Genomic DNA, 15,011 nt, shown 5'->3' on the forward strand with positions numbered 1-15,011 from the left:
TGGCGCTCCGGGCGCGGGGGGGGTTGGGGGGGTGGCGCTTGGGGGAAACACCCCCCCCCCCCCACCCCCCACCAACGGCACCGGCCACCCACCGGCACCTTCACAGACTCAGACCTCGGCCCGGGCGACGATCGCCCGGGTGTCCACACCGGACGGAAGGGTCCCGAACGCGACACCCCAGTCGCCACCCAGCCGTGACGCGCAGAACGCGTCGGCCACCGCCGGCGCACCGTGCCGCACCAGCAACGAACCCTGCAACACCAGCGCCATCGACTCCACCAGCCGCCGCGCCCGGTACTCGATGTCCGACAGATCGGACAGCTCCTTGCGCAGCCTGCCCACCGCGTCGTCCAGCCGCGCATCGGCACCGGCGGCCTGCTCGACCTCCGTGAAGTACGCCGCCACCGACTCCGGCTGCTTGGCCATCGCCCGCAACGCGTCCAGCGCCGCGACGTTGCCCGAACCCTCCCAGATCGACATCAGCGGAGCCTCACGGTAGAGCCGCGGCATCCCCGACTCCTCGACGTACCCGTTGCCACCCAGGCACTCCAGCGCCTCCACCGCGTGCGACGGACCGCGCTTGCACACCCAGTACTTCGTCACCGCCAGGCCCAGCCGCCGGAACGCCTGCTCCTGCTCATCACCCTGCCGGTCGGTGGCCGCCGCCAGCCGCATCCCCACTGTCGTCGCAGCCTCGGACTCCACGACGAGATCCGCCAGCACATTGCCCATCAGCGGCTGATCCACCAGGTTCGCCCCGAACGCCCGGCGATGCCGAGCGTGATGGACGGCCCGCACCGCGCCGTACCGCATCCCCGACGCGCTCCCGACCGCGCAGTCCAGCCGCGTGTTGTTCACCATCTCGATGATGGTGCGCACCCCGCGGCCCTCCTCGCCGACCAGCCAGCCGATCGCGTCGTCGTACTCGATCTCCGACGACGCGTTGGAGCGATTGCCCAGCTTGTCCTTCAGCCGCTGCAACCGGATCCCGTTGCGCGAGCCGTCGGGCAGGACGCGGGGGAGGAGGAAACACGACAACCCTCCCGGCGCCTGCGCCAGCGTCAGGAACATGTCCGACATCGGTGCCGAGGTGAACCACTTGTGCCCGACGATCACGTAGCTGCCGTCACCCAGCGGCCGCGCCGTCGTCGTGTTCGCCCGGACGTCGGACCCGCCCTGCTTCTCCGTCATCGACATCCCGGCGATCAGCCCGCGCTTCGTGCTCGGCTCACGCAGCCCGAAGTCGTACTCCGTCGACGCCAGCAACGGCTCGTACCGCTCGGACAGCTCCGGATTGAACCGCAACGCCGGAACCGCCGCGTACGTCATCGAAATCGGGCACGTGTGCCCGGCGTCGACCTGACCCCAGACATACATCTTCGCCGCCCGCGCCGCGTGCGCACCCGGCCGGGAATCCCGCCACGGCGCCGCGTGCAGCCCGTGGGACACCGCGACGTCCATCAAGTCGTGCCAGTGCGGGTGGAACTCGACCTCGTCGATCCGGTTCCCGACCCGGTCGTGCGTCCGCAGCACCGGCTCGTTCTCGTTGACCAGCCTGCCCCACTCCTGCACGTGCTCACTCCCGGCCAGCCTGCCGAGCGCGTGCAACTCGGCCACCGCCCAGCCCGCGTCCGCCCGCTCCACCCCCTCCAGCAACGCCGGATCCGCGGCGACGTCGTACTCCGCCAGCGGCGGCACCTGGTTGGTGACCTCATGAGTGACCGGCATCGGAACCTCCCAAAGAACGCAGGACGAAAGTGCGCAGCCCGGACACGTCGTCCGCACCGCCGGTGGTCAACGGGCCGATCAGCACCTCGGCCGCCGCTCCGACGAGCGCCGCCGCGGTGACCTCGGCGTCCTGTGCGGGCAGCACCCCGGAACGGACGCCGTCGGACACGTGCTGGGCCACCACATCGCGGAACGCGCGCCGGAACACCAGCCGCTCGGCCTCGATCGGCGCGTCGACAGGCTCGGCCAGCAACGCATAGGCCATCCGCGGGGTCTTCAGCGCGCGGCTCGCGAAGGTGTCGAAGACCGCCACGATCCGCTCCTGCGGCGTGCCCGGTCCCTCCGACACCGCCCGCACCGCCTCGACCTCACGCGTCACGACCTTGCGGAACAGCTCCACCACCAGCGCGGCCTTGGTGGGGAAGTGGCGGTACACGCTCCCGACCGCCACCCCCGCCCGCTCCGCGACCGCCGACACCGAACAGCCCGCGTACCCGCGCTCGGCCAGCTGCTCCATGGCGGCGGCGAGGAGGGCGGCGCGCTGGGCGTCCAGGCGCTCCTGGACCTTCGGTGTACGGCGATACGGCACTCAAGAAGTGAAGCACTGATTCACATCTTCAGTCAATGGACCCTGGCCAGCCCCTCGACCGCCTTGGCGATGCCCTTCTTGTCATAAGCACTGGTCGGCATCGTCGCCGCATGGGCATGCCGGACCACCCCCTCCCGGTCGATCAGCACGCTGCCCGACTGCTGCAGCAGCTTCTTCCCCAACCCGAAGGCCTCATGCGGCGTACCACCGCGACCGGTCACCACCCGGAACGGCACCCCACGCTTCGCACGCCACGCCTTGGCCTCCGCCCTGCCCTCGGGAACGGCGACCAGCACCCGCACCTCGGCGGCCGCGAATTCAGCCGCACGCGCCCCGAGATCCTTCACATGGCTGTTGCACACCGGACAAGTGGTCGACCGCATGAAATAGATCAGCACGTTCTCCTTGCCACGGAACTCCGAAAGCCGGACAACCTGCCCGGTGGTGTCTTCCACCACGACCTCAGGTGCCACGGAACCGGTTTCAAGCATGAAAACTCCTCAACAGAATGAAGCGGGGTTGTCGAGAAGGGCACGGACCGACGCCCGCGCCCGGTGCAGCCGGGACTTCATCGCCGCCGTGCTCAGACCGAGCGCGTCGGCGACGGCCCGGCCCGAATGACCCTGGATGTCACGCATGATCAAGACGCGACGCTGATCAGCGGGCAACTCCGCGATCGCCGCCGCCACCCGTTGCGCCTCCAGCCGATCCAAGGCGTCCTCTTCGGCCGACACCACCACGACGGAATCCGCCAGATCGTCACCACGCCACGCCCGGCGCGCCCGCCGGAGACATTCGTTGCGCACGATCCGGAACATCCACGACGCCAGCGCACCGGTGGCCCGCAGAGAACCGATCTTCCGGTACAGGATGATCAGCGCCTCCTGCGCCGAATCCTCCGCGTCCTCCGGCGAAGCGCACAGCGACCGCGCGAACCGCTGCACATGCGGATGGGAACCCGAGACCAAAGCGGCGATGGCGGACTCGTCCCCGCCCTGCGCCGCCACGATCAACGAGTCCCGCGGCCAATCGGCCTCCACGACAACCTCCTCCCGCGCCGAGCTTGTCCCGGCCCTTACAAGAGCCGGGCACCCCACGAAAGGATTCACCCCGCCCACGTGACCCCGCTCACCCCGCCAGGCTCCCCACAAATCCCACGTCACCCGATGGCATGATCGCCGCTATGACATGGACCGCCCCCGAGGTGACCCGCCCGTCCGGCGACACCGCCGCCGACGAACGCATCCTCCTGCCCAGCCTGCTGGACTGGCACCGCAGCACCTTCCTCCACAAAGTCGCAGGCCTCACCGGAGAACAACTCGCCACGGCATCGGTCCCGCCCTCGAACCTCACCCTCCTCGGCCTCATCCGCCACCTGGCCAAGGTCGAACGCATCTGGTTCCGCCTGCGCTTCGCCGCAGAAGACATCGAACCCCTCTACGACCCCGCCCTCGGCAAGGACCACGACTTCGAAGTCCTCGACGCCACCAAGGCCGAAGACGCCTACAACACCCTCCTCGAGGAAATCCGCCTGGCCGACGAAGCCGCCGCGCGAGGCTCGCTCGACGACACCTTCGACGTCGACGGCAACCCCTTCTCGCTGCGCATGGTCTACGTCCACATGATCGGTGAATACGCCCGCCACAACGGCCACGCCGACCTGATCCGCGAACGCGTCGACGGCTACACCGGATCCTGACGATGGAATACGGATTCGTAGGAACCGGCGAGATCACCGCCGCCATCGTCGAAGGCCTCAGCAAGGACATCACCGACCCGCCGACGATCCACCTCTCACCTCGCGGCCGCAGCGTCGGTCAAGAACTCTCGGCCCGCTTCGCGAACGTCCACGTCTGCGACAGCAACCAAGCCGTCGTCGACAACGCCACCACGATCATCCTCGGCGTCCGCCCGCCGATCGCCGAAGAAGTCCTCCGAGACCTCACCTTCCAGCCCGAACACATCCTCATCAGCGCGCTCGCCGGCGTCCCGCTCAGCCGACTGCGCGAATGGGCCGCACCCGCCGCCGAGGTCGTCCGCAGCATCCCGCTGCCCCCGGCCTCCCGCCGCCAGAGCCTCACCGCCATGTACCCCGACAACGCCGAAGCACGCGCCCTCTTCGACAGCATCGGCGGCAGCGTCGTCCCCGGCAAAGAGCAAGACCTCGACATCTTCAGCGCCGCCACCGCCACCTTCGCCGCCCACCTCGACTACCTCGGCACCATCGCCGCCTGGATGACCGACCAAGGGCTCGACGACACCATCGCCACCACCTTCACCAGCCACATCTTCGGCCAGCTCGGCCAAGCCCTGCTCCACCACCAGGGCTCACTCGAAACCCTCACCGGCAAACACATGACCCCCGGCGGGCTCAACGAACAACTCCTCACCTACCTGCGCACCAACGGCGTCCCCGACACCGTCCGGCACGCACTCGACGGAATCCTCACCAGACTGCGAGACCGATGACGATCATCGCCAGGCTCCGCGCGGCAGGCTGCGTCTTCGCCGAAGACGAGGCCCGCCTCCTCAGCGCCGAAGCCCGCACACCCGCCGAACTCGACACCATGGTCCAACGCCGCATCGATGGCGAACCCCTCGAAGTCATCCTCGGCTGGGCCGAATTCTGCGGACTCCGCATCGTCGTCGAACCCGGCGTCTTCGTACCGAGGCAACGATCCGAACTCCTCGTCCGTCACGCCCTCACCCTCGCCGAGCCAGGCGCCGTCGTCCTCGACCTCTGCTGCGGCACCGGCGCACTCGGCGCGGCCATCGCCGCCGAACTCGGCGAAATCCGGCTCTACGCCGCCGACATCGAACCCGCCGCCGTCCGCTGCGCCCGAGCTAACGTCGCCGACGCCGGGGGAGAGGTCTTCGAAGGCGACCTCTACACACCCCTGCCGGAGTCACTGCGCGGCCGCGTCGACCTCCTCGTCGTCAACGCCCCCTACGTCCCGACCGACGCCATCGCCATGATGCCGCCCGAAGCCCGCGACCACGAACCCCGCGTCGCCCTCGACGGCGGACAAGACGGCGTCGACGTCCACCGCCGCGTCGCCGCCGAAGCTCCCCAATGGCTCGCCCCCGGCGGGCACCTGCTGATCGAAACCGGGGAAAGCCAAGCCGCGAGCACCGCGGAAGCCATGGCGCACAACGGATTGACCCCCGAAGTGATCACCGACGAAGAGCTGTACGCGACGATTGTTGTCGGTGCCGGGGGATAGGGTGCCCGCCGTGACCGACTACCTCGACACCACCCGCACCGCCTACGACACCGTCGCGGCCGACTACGCCGAAATCCTCCGCGACCACCTCGCCGGATCCACCTGGGACCGAGCCACCCTCGGCGCCTACGCCGAACTCGTACAGGCCGCGGGCAAAGGCCGCGTCGCCGAGATCGGCTGCGGGCCGGGCCGGATCACCGAGTACCTGCACAGCCTCGGACTGGACATCTGCGGCGTCGACCTCTCACCGGAGATGATCGCCGTAGCCAAGAAGTGGTACCCGCACCTGGAGTTCCAGCTCGGGGAGATGCCCGGTTTGTCCATTGAGGACGGTGCACTCGCCGGCGTCGTCGCCTGGTACTCGATCATCCACACCCCACGGGAGCGGCTGCCGGAGATCTTCACCGACTTCCACCGGATCCTCGCCCCCGGCGGCCACCTGTTGCTCGCCTTCCAGGTCGGCGACGAAGTACGCCACATCGAGCACGCCTACGGGCACGACATCTCCTGCGACGCCTACCGGCTCCTGCCGGAGAAGATCGCCGAACAACTGGGGGAGGCGGGGTTCACCGTGCTGTCCAAGCTCGTCCGCGAGCCCTCCGAAGAGTTCGAGAGCACCCCACAGGCGTACCTGATCGCCCGCAAGCCGTAACTCAGGGACGCCGAGCCTCGACGAGCCAGGCCGCCGAGTCGTAGAACACGCCTCTGTCGGTCTGGTGCCCGGCGAGATCGGCCCTCAGGGCCTCGACGGCCTTCGCCCGCTCGACCTCATCCAGGTCCCGCAACCGCCCGCCATGCTGCTCGACGATGAACTCAGCCGCGTCATCGACATCCCGACCGAAGTACATCGGCTTGCTCACCGCCGTGCACCGGACGTCGGCGTACCCAGCGGAGGTCAGCAGTTCTTCGGTCGCGGCAGGGTCACTGAGCGCGAGATCCACGGACGGCACCTCGCGGTCGGCGGCGAAAATCGTCCGGAACGTCGTGATCCACTCATTGAGCCGAAACGGCTGCCACGTCAGCAACACCAGACGCCCACCAGACCGCGTCGCCCTGGCGAGATTGGCGAACGCGGCCAGGGGAGTACCGAAGAACATCGAGCCGTGCCTGCTGATCACCACATCGAAACCCGCCTCGGGAAACGGGTGGACCTGAGCGTCCGCCTGCTCGAAAGAGACGTTCGGAACACGTTCCTGCTCAGCGAGCCGACGAGCGAGACCGAGCATCTCGGCAGAAAGATCCACACCGAACGCCGAACCTTCCGAGGCCCGGCGAGCCGCGTCCCGTGTCGTCTCACCGGCGCCGCAACCGACATCAAGGACCCTGTCGGAACGTTCGATGGCGGCCGCCGAGAAGAACATCTCGCGGTACGCGGCGACACCGTCGTTGAATCGCTGCGCGCGCTTCGCCCAGAGCGAGCCGTCCTCGCCGTCCCACGCCTTCATCATGCGCTCATTGGACGGATCGACAAGCACGACAGTGTTCTCGGGCATTTCGGCAACCCCCCAGGTTCGAATTCCTGGTAAGACCCTAGCGCGACGCAGCGACCCCATCAGCGGAAGGCAGCGACGTTCCGCGCGACCCAATCGGCGAACGACCGCGGATCGCGGCCGAGCACCCGACGCACGTCCGGGCTCACTCGCAGCTCCGCCGGGCTCGGCGAACCGATGATGTCCAGCGTGTCATCCGCGAGCTCCGCCGGCATACTCCGGGCCATACCCGCCTTGGCCTCTTCGCGAGTGAGCTCGTGAAACCGCACCGGTGAGCCCAGAGCGGCGGCGAGAACCCCGGCCTGCTCGCGCGGCGTGATCACCTCCGGGCCGGTCAATTCATACACGTCACCGAGATGCCGGTCGTCCAGCAGGCAGGCAGCCGCGACCTCGGCGATATCCGCCGGGTCGACGATCGGCAGCCCGATGTCGCCGAACGGCGCCGCGACCACCTGCTCCGAACGGACCGACTCCGCCCACCACAGCGCGTTGGAAGCGAAGCCGCCCGGCCGCAAGATCGCCCACTCCAAACCAGAGCCCCGCACCACGTCCTCCAGTTCGCGCATCGCGATCCGTGTCATACCGAACGGTCTGGTCGCCACACCCTGCGAAGAAAGCAGAACCACCCGCCGAACCCCGGCCGCCGAGGCTCGGGCAACGAGGTCAGCGGGGTTGGCCTCGACGGCATGCAAGTCACCGGAAAGCAACAGGAACAAGGACTTCGCCCCGTCCAGCGCATGATCGAGCCTGCCCGGCTCGGCGAGATCCGCCACCACATGCCTACCGCCCTGCGGCGCCTCCGCGGCGTGCCGCGACACCGTCGTCACCTGCTGGCCGGCCTCGACCAACGCCTGTGTCAACGGCCTGCCGATATTCCCGGTAGCCCCGGTCACCACGATCATGAACAGCTCCTTCATCGGATCTTGTCTGTGAACGTGACGCTAGAACCCAGGCTAACTTTTGGTAAGGGCATACCTGGAGGTAAGCTCCTGACATGGCAGGAGGCGCGCAGTTCACACCGGCCGACACGAAGCCGCGGTATGAGGTGTTTCACACCGACTGCCCCGCGCGCGACATGGTCGACCACGTGACCAGTCGATGGGGGATTTGGGTACTGATCTCCTTGCAGGCCAACGACCTCAGGTTCTACGAGCTACGCGAGAGCATCCAGGGGATCAGCGAGAAGATGCTCGCCCAATCCCTGCGTGCGCTCGTTCAAGACGGCCTGATCTGGCGGAAGGTCGAGCCCACGACACCACCTCAGGTCACCTACGGACTGACCGACTTCGGGCAGGACCTCGTCGAACCGTTAGGGGAGTTGTTCGACCGCATCACCCGACGGCTGGGGCCACGTGAGGCGCAGTAGCGTCGGGCTACTGTCGATCAGGTTTGCCGCAGACTGATGTTCACCATCCAGGTGATCCCGAACTTGTCCACGACCGCGCCGGCCTCGTCACCCCACACCTGCTTTTCCAGAGCCAAGGTCACGGTGCCACCGACGGACAACTTCTCGAAACAGCCACGGAGTTCGCCGTCGCCGCCGAGGTAGACCGCGACGTTGTTGCCAGGGGAGTGAGACACATCCTCGACCTGACCATCAGCGTCGCAAGCCATCAGCGTGTGCCCGTGCGGAGTGTCGAGCTGGGCGTGCATGACCTTGTCGGCATGGGGTGAGTCCGGCGAACCGAAATCCGCGATCGTGCCGATCTCCAGCTTGCCGCCGAACACCTCACGATAGAACTCCATCGCCTGCCGTGCGTTCCCGTCGTACCTGAGGTACGGGTTGAGTCGAAAGCCCATCTGAATCCCATCGTCCTACGTGTCGGTGGTTGAGCCGTGAGCTTTCCACCGAATACACGACACCCTGTGACAGGTATTCGCGGCGGGATTCTTCTCCGCGGTGCCGCGATGGCCAGAGGAGGGCTCGCCCTGACCTTACTTGACATAATGTACATTATCGGCACTTTGACTGACCTGGATGACAAGGGACGAGAGGGGCCTTCCGGCATGAACTGAAGGGGTCCGCTACGCACGTCGTGCACTGGGAGGCGCCCCCTCGACTCAGAGGATGGATGCCTCCCGGCAGGCTCCTATAGTCCGCCTCAGACCCCTGGGGTCTTCAGGGGGAATCTGGCTCCCCGAGGGTGTGAAACCGATGAGCAATCACCCGCCCCTAAAACGTCACTGTGACGAATTGAGCTGAGCATCCCAGGGGCTTGGAGGCGAGTAAGCGCAAGATCGCGATCCACCCCGAGAACTCCGGGCGCCGAGCCGGGTCGGTTCGGCCGGCTCGGTCGCTCAGGGCGCTCGCTGGCGCCCGAGTGCCACAAGGGGTCCCGTAGGACAAAAACGTCTCATGGGGACCCGTCATGCCCACTCCGGAAGGCGGCGAGCGAGCCGGGATCCCCCACGAGGGATTCCCGGAGCCATCACTCCGTTTCATGCATAATCACTATTATGCATGAAACGGAATATAACCCAGTGTAAGACTGTCGGTGCCATGCGGTACAAGATGCTCATGAGGGTTTCCGAGGCACAGCAAGCCTTTTTCGCCGCACGTCGTCCCCGTAAGGATTCTCCTCACACCACCGACGCCTACCGCCGCGACCTCGCCGGCATCACCACCCTGCTGCTCCGCGAGCTCGACCTCTCCCCTGACGAACTCACCGTCGAGATGCTCACTGCCCAGGCACTCCGGAACGCCTTCGGTGCTTTCGCGGACACTCACGCGAAGAGCTCGGTGCTGCGCGCTTGGTCGACCTGGAACCAGTTCCTCACCTTCTGCGTGTCCGACGGGCTGCTCGCGGGCAACCCGATGGGTGCGGTCGCCCGCCCGAAGGCGCCCCCGTTGACGCCGAAACCGTTACGGGGTGAGGAAACTCCGGAGCAGTTGCTCGCGGCCGCGGCGGATGGATCGCGTCGGACGCGGGATCCATGGCCGGAGCGGGACGTGCTGGTGATCGCGCTCGGTCTGGTCGCCGGGCTGCGGGCGGCGGAGATGCGAGCGCTCACCGCGCGGTCGCTGGTGGGCCGTCAGGGTGAGATGCGCCTGCACGTCCACGGCAAGGGAAGTCGGGATCGATCGATCCCGGTCCAGCCGATCATGGAGAAGATCATCGAGGAGTACCTGGCCTCGTGCCGTCGGCGCTTCCCGCAGCAGCGGTTCGGGCCCTCCACTCCCCTCCTTCGGGATCGCGCGGGTGAGCCGATCGGCCGCGGTGCGCTGGAGTACCTGGTCAAGTCCTGCTATCGGTGGGCGGGGCTGCACGACCGCGTGCCGGTCGGGGCGAATCTGCACGCGTTGCGGCACACCTTCGCGACGCGGCTGGCCGAGGACGGCGCGACGGCGTCGGAGATCATGGCACTGCTGGGGCACGCGAGCCTGGCGACCAGTCAGAACTACATCGAGGCGACGGGGCGGGAGCAGCGGGCGGCGGCCGCGAGCAACCGGACCTATCGGGCGCTGGACGGGATTCTGTAGGTCAGCGGAGCTGTTCGAGGTCTTTCGCGGCTTGGGCGATTTCGTCGGCCAAGCCGCGGAGTTCGGCCGGTGAGGCTCCGTCGTCGGCCGCGGTGACGATGTCTTCGGCAGCACAGCGGAGTTGGAAGAGCCGGTCCTGCAGTGCGGCGATCTCGGCGTCGGAGAGGACGACGGCGTCTTCGGGGAGGCCGCTGCGCTGGAGGGCGGTCCGGCGTTCGTAGGCGCGCTGGCGGCAGGATTGCCCACAGTAGCGGCGGCGCCTGCCGACGTTGCCGCCCTGTTCGAGCCGTCGGCCGCACCATCCGCAGTGTTTGGGTGCCCCCGCTCGGCGTAGCTCGGACACCTCTTCGGCGGACGTCTTCGGCTGTTCGGCCACTTCCCTCACGGATCAGACCCTAGCTGGCCATCGGATGATCATGCCGGGGCCACGACCGAAGTGCACACTAGTGGGGTGCCGACACTGTTTCCGTACCTCGCCGACCCGCTCCCGCGTGCGTTCGCCCATCGGGGCTGGCACCTCGGCGACCTGGAAGGACTGGAGAACTCGCTGCCGGCGTTCCGGCAGGCGGTGGCGGAGGGTTATCGCTACCTCGAGACGGACGTGCACGCGACGTCGGACGGTGTGGTGGTCGTGCATCACGACGAGTCGCTGGACCGGACGACCGATGGCGCGGGGTTGATCTCGCGGCAGACGTGGGCGCAGCTGCGGAACGTCAAGGTCGGTGGTCGTGCGCCGTTGTCGCGGCTGGAGGACGTCCTGGAGGAGTTGCCGGAGGCGCGGTTCAACATCGATGTGAAGTCGAATCAGGCCGTGGTGCCCTTCGTGCGGACGATCGAGCGGACCGGGGCGCATGATCGGGTGGCGGCGGCGTCGTTCTCCGACGCGCGGCTGGCGCGGATCCGGAAGCTGGCGGGTCCGAAGCTGGTGACGGCGATGGGGCCGCGGTCGGTGGCGGTGATGTGGGCGAACGGGTTTTTGCCGTTGGTGTCGTTGCGGGCGTTGTCGCGGGGGGCGATGGCGCAGGTTCCGGTGCGGCAGGGGCGGTTGAAGGTGGTGGACCGGGCGTTCCTGCGGCAGGCGACCCGGGTGGGGTTCGAGGTGCACACGTGGACGGTGGACGATCCGGTCGAGATGCGGATGCTGCTGGATCTGGGGGTGCACGGGATCGTGACGGATCGGCCGGATCTGCTGCGGGAGGTGCTCCGGGAGCGGGGCGCTTGGCCGTCCTGACTTCCGCGTTCAGTCCTCTAAATGCGTCTCGAAAGCGCATTTAGAGGACTGAACGCGTGGTTACCGGGGTGGTTTGCCGTTCCAGGCGGCGTCCCAGGTCTTGGGGCCGAGCCGGCCTGAGTCGTTGATGCCGTTGGCCCGTTGGAGGGCGAGGACGGCTTCGCGGGTTTTGTCGTAGTAGCAGCCTGTGCCGGTGAAGCCGTAGCCGAAGGCGTTCATCCTGAGCTGGAAGGCGACCAGGGGTTGTGCGCAGTCGCCGTAGGCGTAGACGACGCCGGGCCAGGCTGGTTGGGGGCCGCCGGGCGGCCCGGGTGGGGTCGGCTTCGGTTTGGGCGGAGGCGGCGGGGCGGGCAGTCCTCCCCCGCCGATGTAGGCGGAGTCCTCGTAGGAGGGGACGCGTTTGCTGCGGGCGTCGCCGTCGTTGCGGAAGCCGAGTTTGCCGGCGCATTCCCAGGGTTGCCAGCCGCGCATGCGGTACAGGTAGAGGGCCCGGTAGTCCTGTTCGCGGGGGCTGGCCTGGTCGGGCCTCCCCTGGCCGCCGACGCTGCGCCAGGTGGGCAGGTCGAACTGGTAGGCGCCGTAGTAGCCGTTGCCGGTGTTGATGTTGTAGCGCCCGCTCGATTCGCACATGCGGAGCTTGGCCCAGTGTGAGCCGTGGGGGTCCGCGGCGGCGGATCCGGTGGTGGCGATCTGCAGACCTGTGACGGCCAGGGCGAGCAGAAGCGTTCTCGCCACTACGCGGTGTGTTGTGCGACGGCGATGGGTCCTCATGAGCGGAACAGTAAATACCGGACACTTGCTTCACAAGAGTCACAGCTCGCCCACCAGCCTCACATGAAACACACGTGGTTCATGGCAGCGACACGCCGACGATGGTCGTGAGGGCTGTCTGGGCGAGGGTGTCGGACGTCGAAACGAACACGGTCCGGACTCGAGCCGGACAGCGGGGCGTGATCACCAGTAGTCTCCCGCTGACCTCGACGTTTACGACCTCAGGAGCAGTGCATGACGGTGGCCGGAACCCGTGATCGCAAGCGGGTGTGGCGGGCTTGGTACCTCTACGACTGGGCCAATTCGCCGTTCTATTCGTCGGTCATCACGGTCTTCGGAGCGCTCTATTTGAGCGAGGTGGCGTCCGCGGATGCGAAGACTGATTTCACCCTTAACGGGGACAGGCCGTGTACCGATTCGAGTGGTGTCGCGAGCACCCTGCAGAACTGCGATGTGTCGTTGTTCGGGTTGACTTTCCCGGCGGGGTCGCTGTGGGGGTATCTGCTTTCCGTCGCGACGGTGACGCAGGTGCTGGTGTTGCCGATCGCCGGCGCGATCGCGGACCGGAGCAGGTACAAGCGGCGGATCCTCGGTGGTTTCGCGTTCCTGGGTGCGGTGGCGTCGGCGCTGATGTTCTTCATCGCGGGGACGGACTGGGAGGTCGGGGTCTGGACGTTCATCCTGGCCAACATCGGTTACGGCGGTGCGCTGGTCGTCTACTACTCGTTCCTGGTGGACATCGCGGAGCCGGACGAGCGGGACGCGGTGTCGTCGAAGGGGTGGGCGTTCGGTTATCTCGGCGGCGGGTTGGCGCTGGCGTTGCAGCTGGGGTTCTTCATGGGGCATGAGTTCTTCGGGGTGAGCGAGGGGCTGGCGATCCAGATCTGCTTCCTGACGTCGGGGATCTGGTGGGCGGTGTTCACCATCCCCGCGGTGCGGGCCCTCCCCCAGACGCATGTGCCGAAGACGGGCGAGCGCGGTCTGTCGGTGCTGACGGCCGGGTTCAAGGAGCTGAAGCAGACGATCAAGGAGGCGAGGGCGTATCCGCTGACGCTGGCGTTCCTCGGGAGCTATCTGGTCTTCACCGATGGGATCACGACGGTGGTGGCGGTGTCGGCGCAGTATGGCAAGGACGAGCTGAAGTACAGCACCCAGGTGCTGATCGTCACGATCCTGGTGATCCAGTTCCTCGCCTACGCCGGAGCGATGATCCATGGGGCGATCGCGGCGCGGTTCGGGGCGAAGAAGACGATCTTGGGCAGTCTGGTGGCGTGGGTGGTCGTGCTGTGCTTCGCGTTCTTCATCGAGGCCGGTGAGCCGTTGCAGTTCTACGCGGTGGCCGTCGGGATCGGGTTGGTGCTCGGTGGAACGAACGCGTTGTCGCGTTCGTTGTTCGGGCAGATGATCCCGGAGGGGAAGGACGCGCAGTACTTCTCGTTGTACGTGGTCGGTGAGCGGGGGACGTCGTGGCTCGGTCCCCTGTTGTTCGCGGCGGTGGGTCAGATCACCGGGTCGTTCCGGTACGCGATCGTCGCGCTGGTGATCTTCTTCGTGCTCGGTTTCGTGTTCGTGTGGCTGGTTCCGGTGCGTCGGGCGATCGAGGCGGCGGGCAACCGACCACCGGCGGTGCTGTGAGCCTGTGGTGTGCCGATAGGGTCGGGCGTCGTGACCGTACTGAAGGAGAGTGGCCCGGATCCCACGGACGCGTTGTCGTCGGTGCCGGTGGCGGGTTCACGGCGGGGTGTGCCGGTCGTCGGGAAGCTGAAGTTCTGTTACGGGCCGATGGACTGCGGGAAGTCGACGCTGGCGTTGCAGATCGACCACAACCACGCGCGGCAGGGTCGTCGCGGCTTGGTGCTGGTGCGGCATGACCGGTCCGGTGAGCCGCAGATCACCAGCCGGATCGGGTTGACGCGGAAGGCGACCGAGGTGGGGAACGACACCGATCTGCGGTTGCTGGTGCGTGAGCAGTGGGCGGCGGGGCGGCATGTGGACTACTTGATCGTGGACGAGGCGCAGTTCTTGTCGCCTGATCAGGTGGATCAGCTGGCTGAACTGGCCGATGACGTCCAGATCGACGTGTACTGCTTCGGGATCGCGACGGATTTCCGGAGCGTGTTGTTCCCGGGTGCGGCGCGGTTGTTCGAGTTGGCGGACGAGCTGCAGCCGGTTCAGGTCGAGGTGTTGTGTTGGTGCGGGCAGACGGGACGGTTCAACGCGCGGGTCTCCGACGGCGAGGTGTTGCGGGCCGGGGACACCGTTGTGGTGGCGGATACCGAACAGTCTGTAGTTGAATCTTCAGCAACATCACGGTCTGAGGGTGGCTCGAATACGGTCCGTTATCAGGTATTGTGCCGTCGGCACTTCCGCTTGGGCGACCTGGGCCCCAGCTCTGCCCAACACGGTCAGTTACGGTTGACGTGACAGGCGTACTACTAGCCCATCTGGGGGATATCCGCACCAAGATGGCCGTATTGACGTCATGCCAGAGCGCGAA

The 15,011-nt window shown here is 67.2% G+C and carries 18 protein-coding genes; 9 read left to right on the forward strand and 9 right to left on the reverse strand.

Annotated elements, in window-relative coordinates; translation table 11 throughout:
- Positions 1–108: 108 nt before the first annotated feature.
- From ACZ5ZX_RS12530 to ACZ5ZX_RS12545, 4 genes are read right to left on the reverse strand one after another with little or no spacing between them, the layout of a single operon-like run.
- Positions 109–1,728 carry an acyl-CoA dehydrogenase family protein gene (locus ACZ5ZX_RS12530; protein WP_465502104.1) on the reverse strand — a complete coding sequence of 540 codons (1,620 nt, stop codon included), beginning with the start codon at positions 1,726–1,728 and terminating at the stop codon, positions 109–111.
- A complete protein-coding gene (locus tag ACZ5ZX_RS12535; RefSeq protein WP_465502105.1) occupies positions 1,712–2,317 on the reverse strand; it encodes a TetR/AcrR family transcriptional regulator in 606 nt (201 codons plus the stop codon). The genes ACZ5ZX_RS12530 and ACZ5ZX_RS12535 overlap by 17 nt, the downstream gene beginning before the upstream one ends.
- Before the next feature lie 32 nt (positions 2,318–2,349).
- Positions 2,350–2,808 (reverse strand): peroxiredoxin family protein, encoded by a 459-nt coding sequence (locus ACZ5ZX_RS12540; RefSeq protein ID WP_465502106.1) that lies wholly within the window; start codon positions 2,806–2,808, stop codon positions 2,350–2,352.
- A 9-nt stretch (positions 2,809–2,817) separates the two neighbouring features.
- A complete protein-coding gene (locus tag ACZ5ZX_RS12545) occupies positions 2,818–3,357 on the reverse strand; it encodes an RNA polymerase sigma factor (RefSeq protein ID WP_465502107.1) in 540 nt (179 codons plus the stop codon).
- Between the two features lie 131 nt (positions 3,358–3,488).
- On the opposite strand from ACZ5ZX_RS12545, the gene ACZ5ZX_RS12550 reads away from it, so the two are divergent.
- Genes ACZ5ZX_RS12550 through ACZ5ZX_RS12565 form a run of 4 tightly spaced genes read left to right on the forward strand, consistent with a single transcriptional unit; the run spans position 3,489 to position 6,193 of the window.
- On the forward strand, positions 3,489–4,016 hold the full coding sequence (locus ACZ5ZX_RS12550; RefSeq protein WP_465502108.1) for a DinB family protein: 528 nt from the start codon (positions 3,489–3,491) through the stop codon (positions 4,014–4,016).
- Positions 4,017–4,018: 2 nt separating this feature from the next.
- The gene (locus tag ACZ5ZX_RS12555) at positions 4,019–4,786 is read left to right on the forward strand and encodes an NAD(P)-binding domain-containing protein (RefSeq protein WP_465502109.1); all 768 of its coding nucleotides are present in this window, start codon (positions 4,019–4,021) and stop codon (positions 4,784–4,786) included.
- Entirely contained in the window at positions 4,783–5,541 is a 759-nt protein-coding gene (locus tag ACZ5ZX_RS12560; protein WP_465502110.1) for a putative protein N(5)-glutamine methyltransferase, read from the forward strand. The genes ACZ5ZX_RS12555 and ACZ5ZX_RS12560 overlap by 4 nt, the downstream gene beginning before the upstream one ends.
- Positions 5,542–5,551: 10 nt before the next feature.
- Positions 5,552–6,193 carry a class I SAM-dependent DNA methyltransferase gene (locus ACZ5ZX_RS12565; RefSeq protein ID WP_465502111.1) on the forward strand — a complete coding sequence of 214 codons (642 nt, stop codon included), beginning with the start codon at positions 5,552–5,554 and terminating at the stop codon, positions 6,191–6,193.
- Position 6,194: 1 nt separating this feature from the next.
- Here the strand turns inward: ACZ5ZX_RS12565 and ACZ5ZX_RS12570 are convergent, their stop codons facing one another.
- Positions 6,195–7,034, reverse strand: a complete 840-nt coding sequence (locus ACZ5ZX_RS12570; protein WP_465502112.1) for a class I SAM-dependent methyltransferase — start codon at positions 7,032–7,034, stop codon at positions 6,195–6,197.
- A gap of 59 nt (positions 7,035–7,093) precedes the next feature.
- On the reverse strand, positions 7,094–7,933 hold the full coding sequence (locus tag ACZ5ZX_RS12575) for an SDR family oxidoreductase (protein ID WP_465502174.1): 840 nt from the start codon (positions 7,931–7,933) through the stop codon (positions 7,094–7,096).
- A gap of 92 nt (positions 7,934–8,025) precedes the next feature.
- On the opposite strand from ACZ5ZX_RS12575, the gene ACZ5ZX_RS12580 reads away from it, so the two are divergent.
- Positions 8,026–8,397 (forward strand): winged helix-turn-helix transcriptional regulator, encoded by a 372-nt coding sequence (locus ACZ5ZX_RS12580; RefSeq protein ID WP_465502113.1) that lies wholly within the window; start codon positions 8,026–8,028, stop codon positions 8,395–8,397.
- Positions 8,398–8,414: 17 nt separating this feature from the next.
- On the opposite strand, the gene ACZ5ZX_RS12585 is transcribed toward ACZ5ZX_RS12580, so the two are convergent.
- Positions 8,415–8,831, reverse strand: a complete 417-nt coding sequence (locus tag ACZ5ZX_RS12585) for a VOC family protein (protein WP_465502114.1) — start codon at positions 8,829–8,831, stop codon at positions 8,415–8,417.
- 700 nt (positions 8,832–9,531) lie between these two features.
- On the opposite strand from ACZ5ZX_RS12585, the gene ACZ5ZX_RS12590 reads away from it, so the two are divergent.
- A complete protein-coding gene (locus tag ACZ5ZX_RS12590; protein ID WP_465502115.1) occupies positions 9,532–10,512 on the forward strand; it encodes a tyrosine-type recombinase/integrase in 981 nt (326 codons plus the stop codon).
- A 1-nt stretch (position 10,513) separates the two neighbouring features.
- Here the strand turns inward: ACZ5ZX_RS12590 and ACZ5ZX_RS12595 are convergent, their stop codons facing one another.
- Positions 10,514–10,897, reverse strand: coding sequence for a hypothetical protein (locus ACZ5ZX_RS12595; protein WP_465502116.1), 384 nt, complete (start codon positions 10,895–10,897; stop codon positions 10,514–10,516).
- 66 nt (positions 10,898–10,963) lie between these two features.
- Between ACZ5ZX_RS12595 and ACZ5ZX_RS12600 the strand changes: the two genes are divergently transcribed.
- Positions 10,964–11,743 carry a glycerophosphodiester phosphodiesterase gene (locus ACZ5ZX_RS12600; protein WP_465502117.1) on the forward strand — a complete coding sequence of 260 codons (780 nt, stop codon included), beginning with the start codon at positions 10,964–10,966 and terminating at the stop codon, positions 11,741–11,743.
- A 60-nt stretch (positions 11,744–11,803) separates the two neighbouring features.
- Here the strand turns inward: ACZ5ZX_RS12600 and ACZ5ZX_RS12605 are convergent, their stop codons facing one another.
- Positions 11,804–12,478: a transglycosylase family protein gene (locus tag ACZ5ZX_RS12605; protein WP_465502118.1), complete on the reverse strand. Its 675-nt coding sequence runs from the start codon at positions 12,476–12,478 to the stop codon at positions 11,804–11,806.
- Between the two features lie 270 nt (positions 12,479–12,748).
- On the opposite strand from ACZ5ZX_RS12605, the gene ACZ5ZX_RS12610 reads away from it, so the two are divergent.
- Together ACZ5ZX_RS12610 and ACZ5ZX_RS12615 are read left to right on the forward strand one after the other, a co-directional pair.
- Positions 12,749–14,149 (forward strand): MFS transporter, encoded by a 1,401-nt coding sequence (locus ACZ5ZX_RS12610; protein WP_465502119.1) that lies wholly within the window; start codon positions 12,749–12,751, stop codon positions 14,147–14,149.
- Positions 14,150–14,179: 30 nt separating this feature from the next.
- Entirely contained in the window at positions 14,180–14,938 is a 759-nt protein-coding gene (locus ACZ5ZX_RS12615; RefSeq protein ID WP_465502120.1) for a thymidine kinase, read from the forward strand.
- The last annotated feature ends 73 nt before the right edge of the window (positions 14,939–15,011 follow it).

It is taken from the genome of Amycolatopsis sp. NPDC033938, from assembly GCF_055575975.1.

Excerpts from the sequence above, each read along its gene's own strand:
- ACZ5ZX_RS12575 (WP_465502174.1), bottom strand. The coding sequence starts at position 7,933 with ATGATCGTGGTGACCGGGGCTACCGGGAATATCGGCAGGCCGTTGACA.
- ACZ5ZX_RS12590 (WP_465502115.1), top strand. The coding sequence starts at position 9,532 with ATGCGGTACAAGATGCTCATGAGGGTTTCCGAGGCACAGCAAGCCTTT.
- ACZ5ZX_RS12560 (WP_465502110.1), top strand. The coding sequence starts at position 4,783 with ATGACGATCATCGCCAGGCTCCGCGCGGCAGGCTGCGTCTTCGCCGAA.
- ACZ5ZX_RS12580 (WP_465502113.1), top strand. The coding sequence starts at position 8,026 with ATGGCAGGAGGCGCGCAGTTCACACCGGCCGACACGAAGCCGCGGTAT.
- ACZ5ZX_RS12610 (WP_465502119.1), top strand. The coding sequence starts at position 12,749 with ATGACGGTGGCCGGAACCCGTGATCGCAAGCGGGTGTGGCGGGCTTGG.
- ACZ5ZX_RS12530 (WP_465502104.1), bottom strand. The coding sequence starts at position 1,728 with ATGCCGGTCACTCATGAGGTCACCAACCAGGTGCCGCCGCTGGCGGAG.
- ACZ5ZX_RS12570 (WP_465502112.1), bottom strand. The coding sequence starts at position 7,034 with ATGCCCGAGAACACTGTCGTGCTTGTCGATCCGTCCAATGAGCGCATG.
- ACZ5ZX_RS12555 (WP_465502109.1), top strand. The coding sequence starts at position 4,019 with ATGGAATACGGATTCGTAGGAACCGGCGAGATCACCGCCGCCATCGTC.
- ACZ5ZX_RS12550 (WP_465502108.1), top strand. The coding sequence starts at position 3,489 with ATGATCGCCGCTATGACATGGACCGCCCCCGAGGTGACCCGCCCGTCC.
- ACZ5ZX_RS12540 (WP_465502106.1), bottom strand. The coding sequence starts at position 2,808 with ATGCTTGAAACCGGTTCCGTGGCACCTGAGGTCGTGGTGGAAGACACC.
- ACZ5ZX_RS12585 (WP_465502114.1), bottom strand. The coding sequence starts at position 8,831 with ATGGGCTTTCGACTCAACCCGTACCTCAGGTACGACGGGAACGCACGG.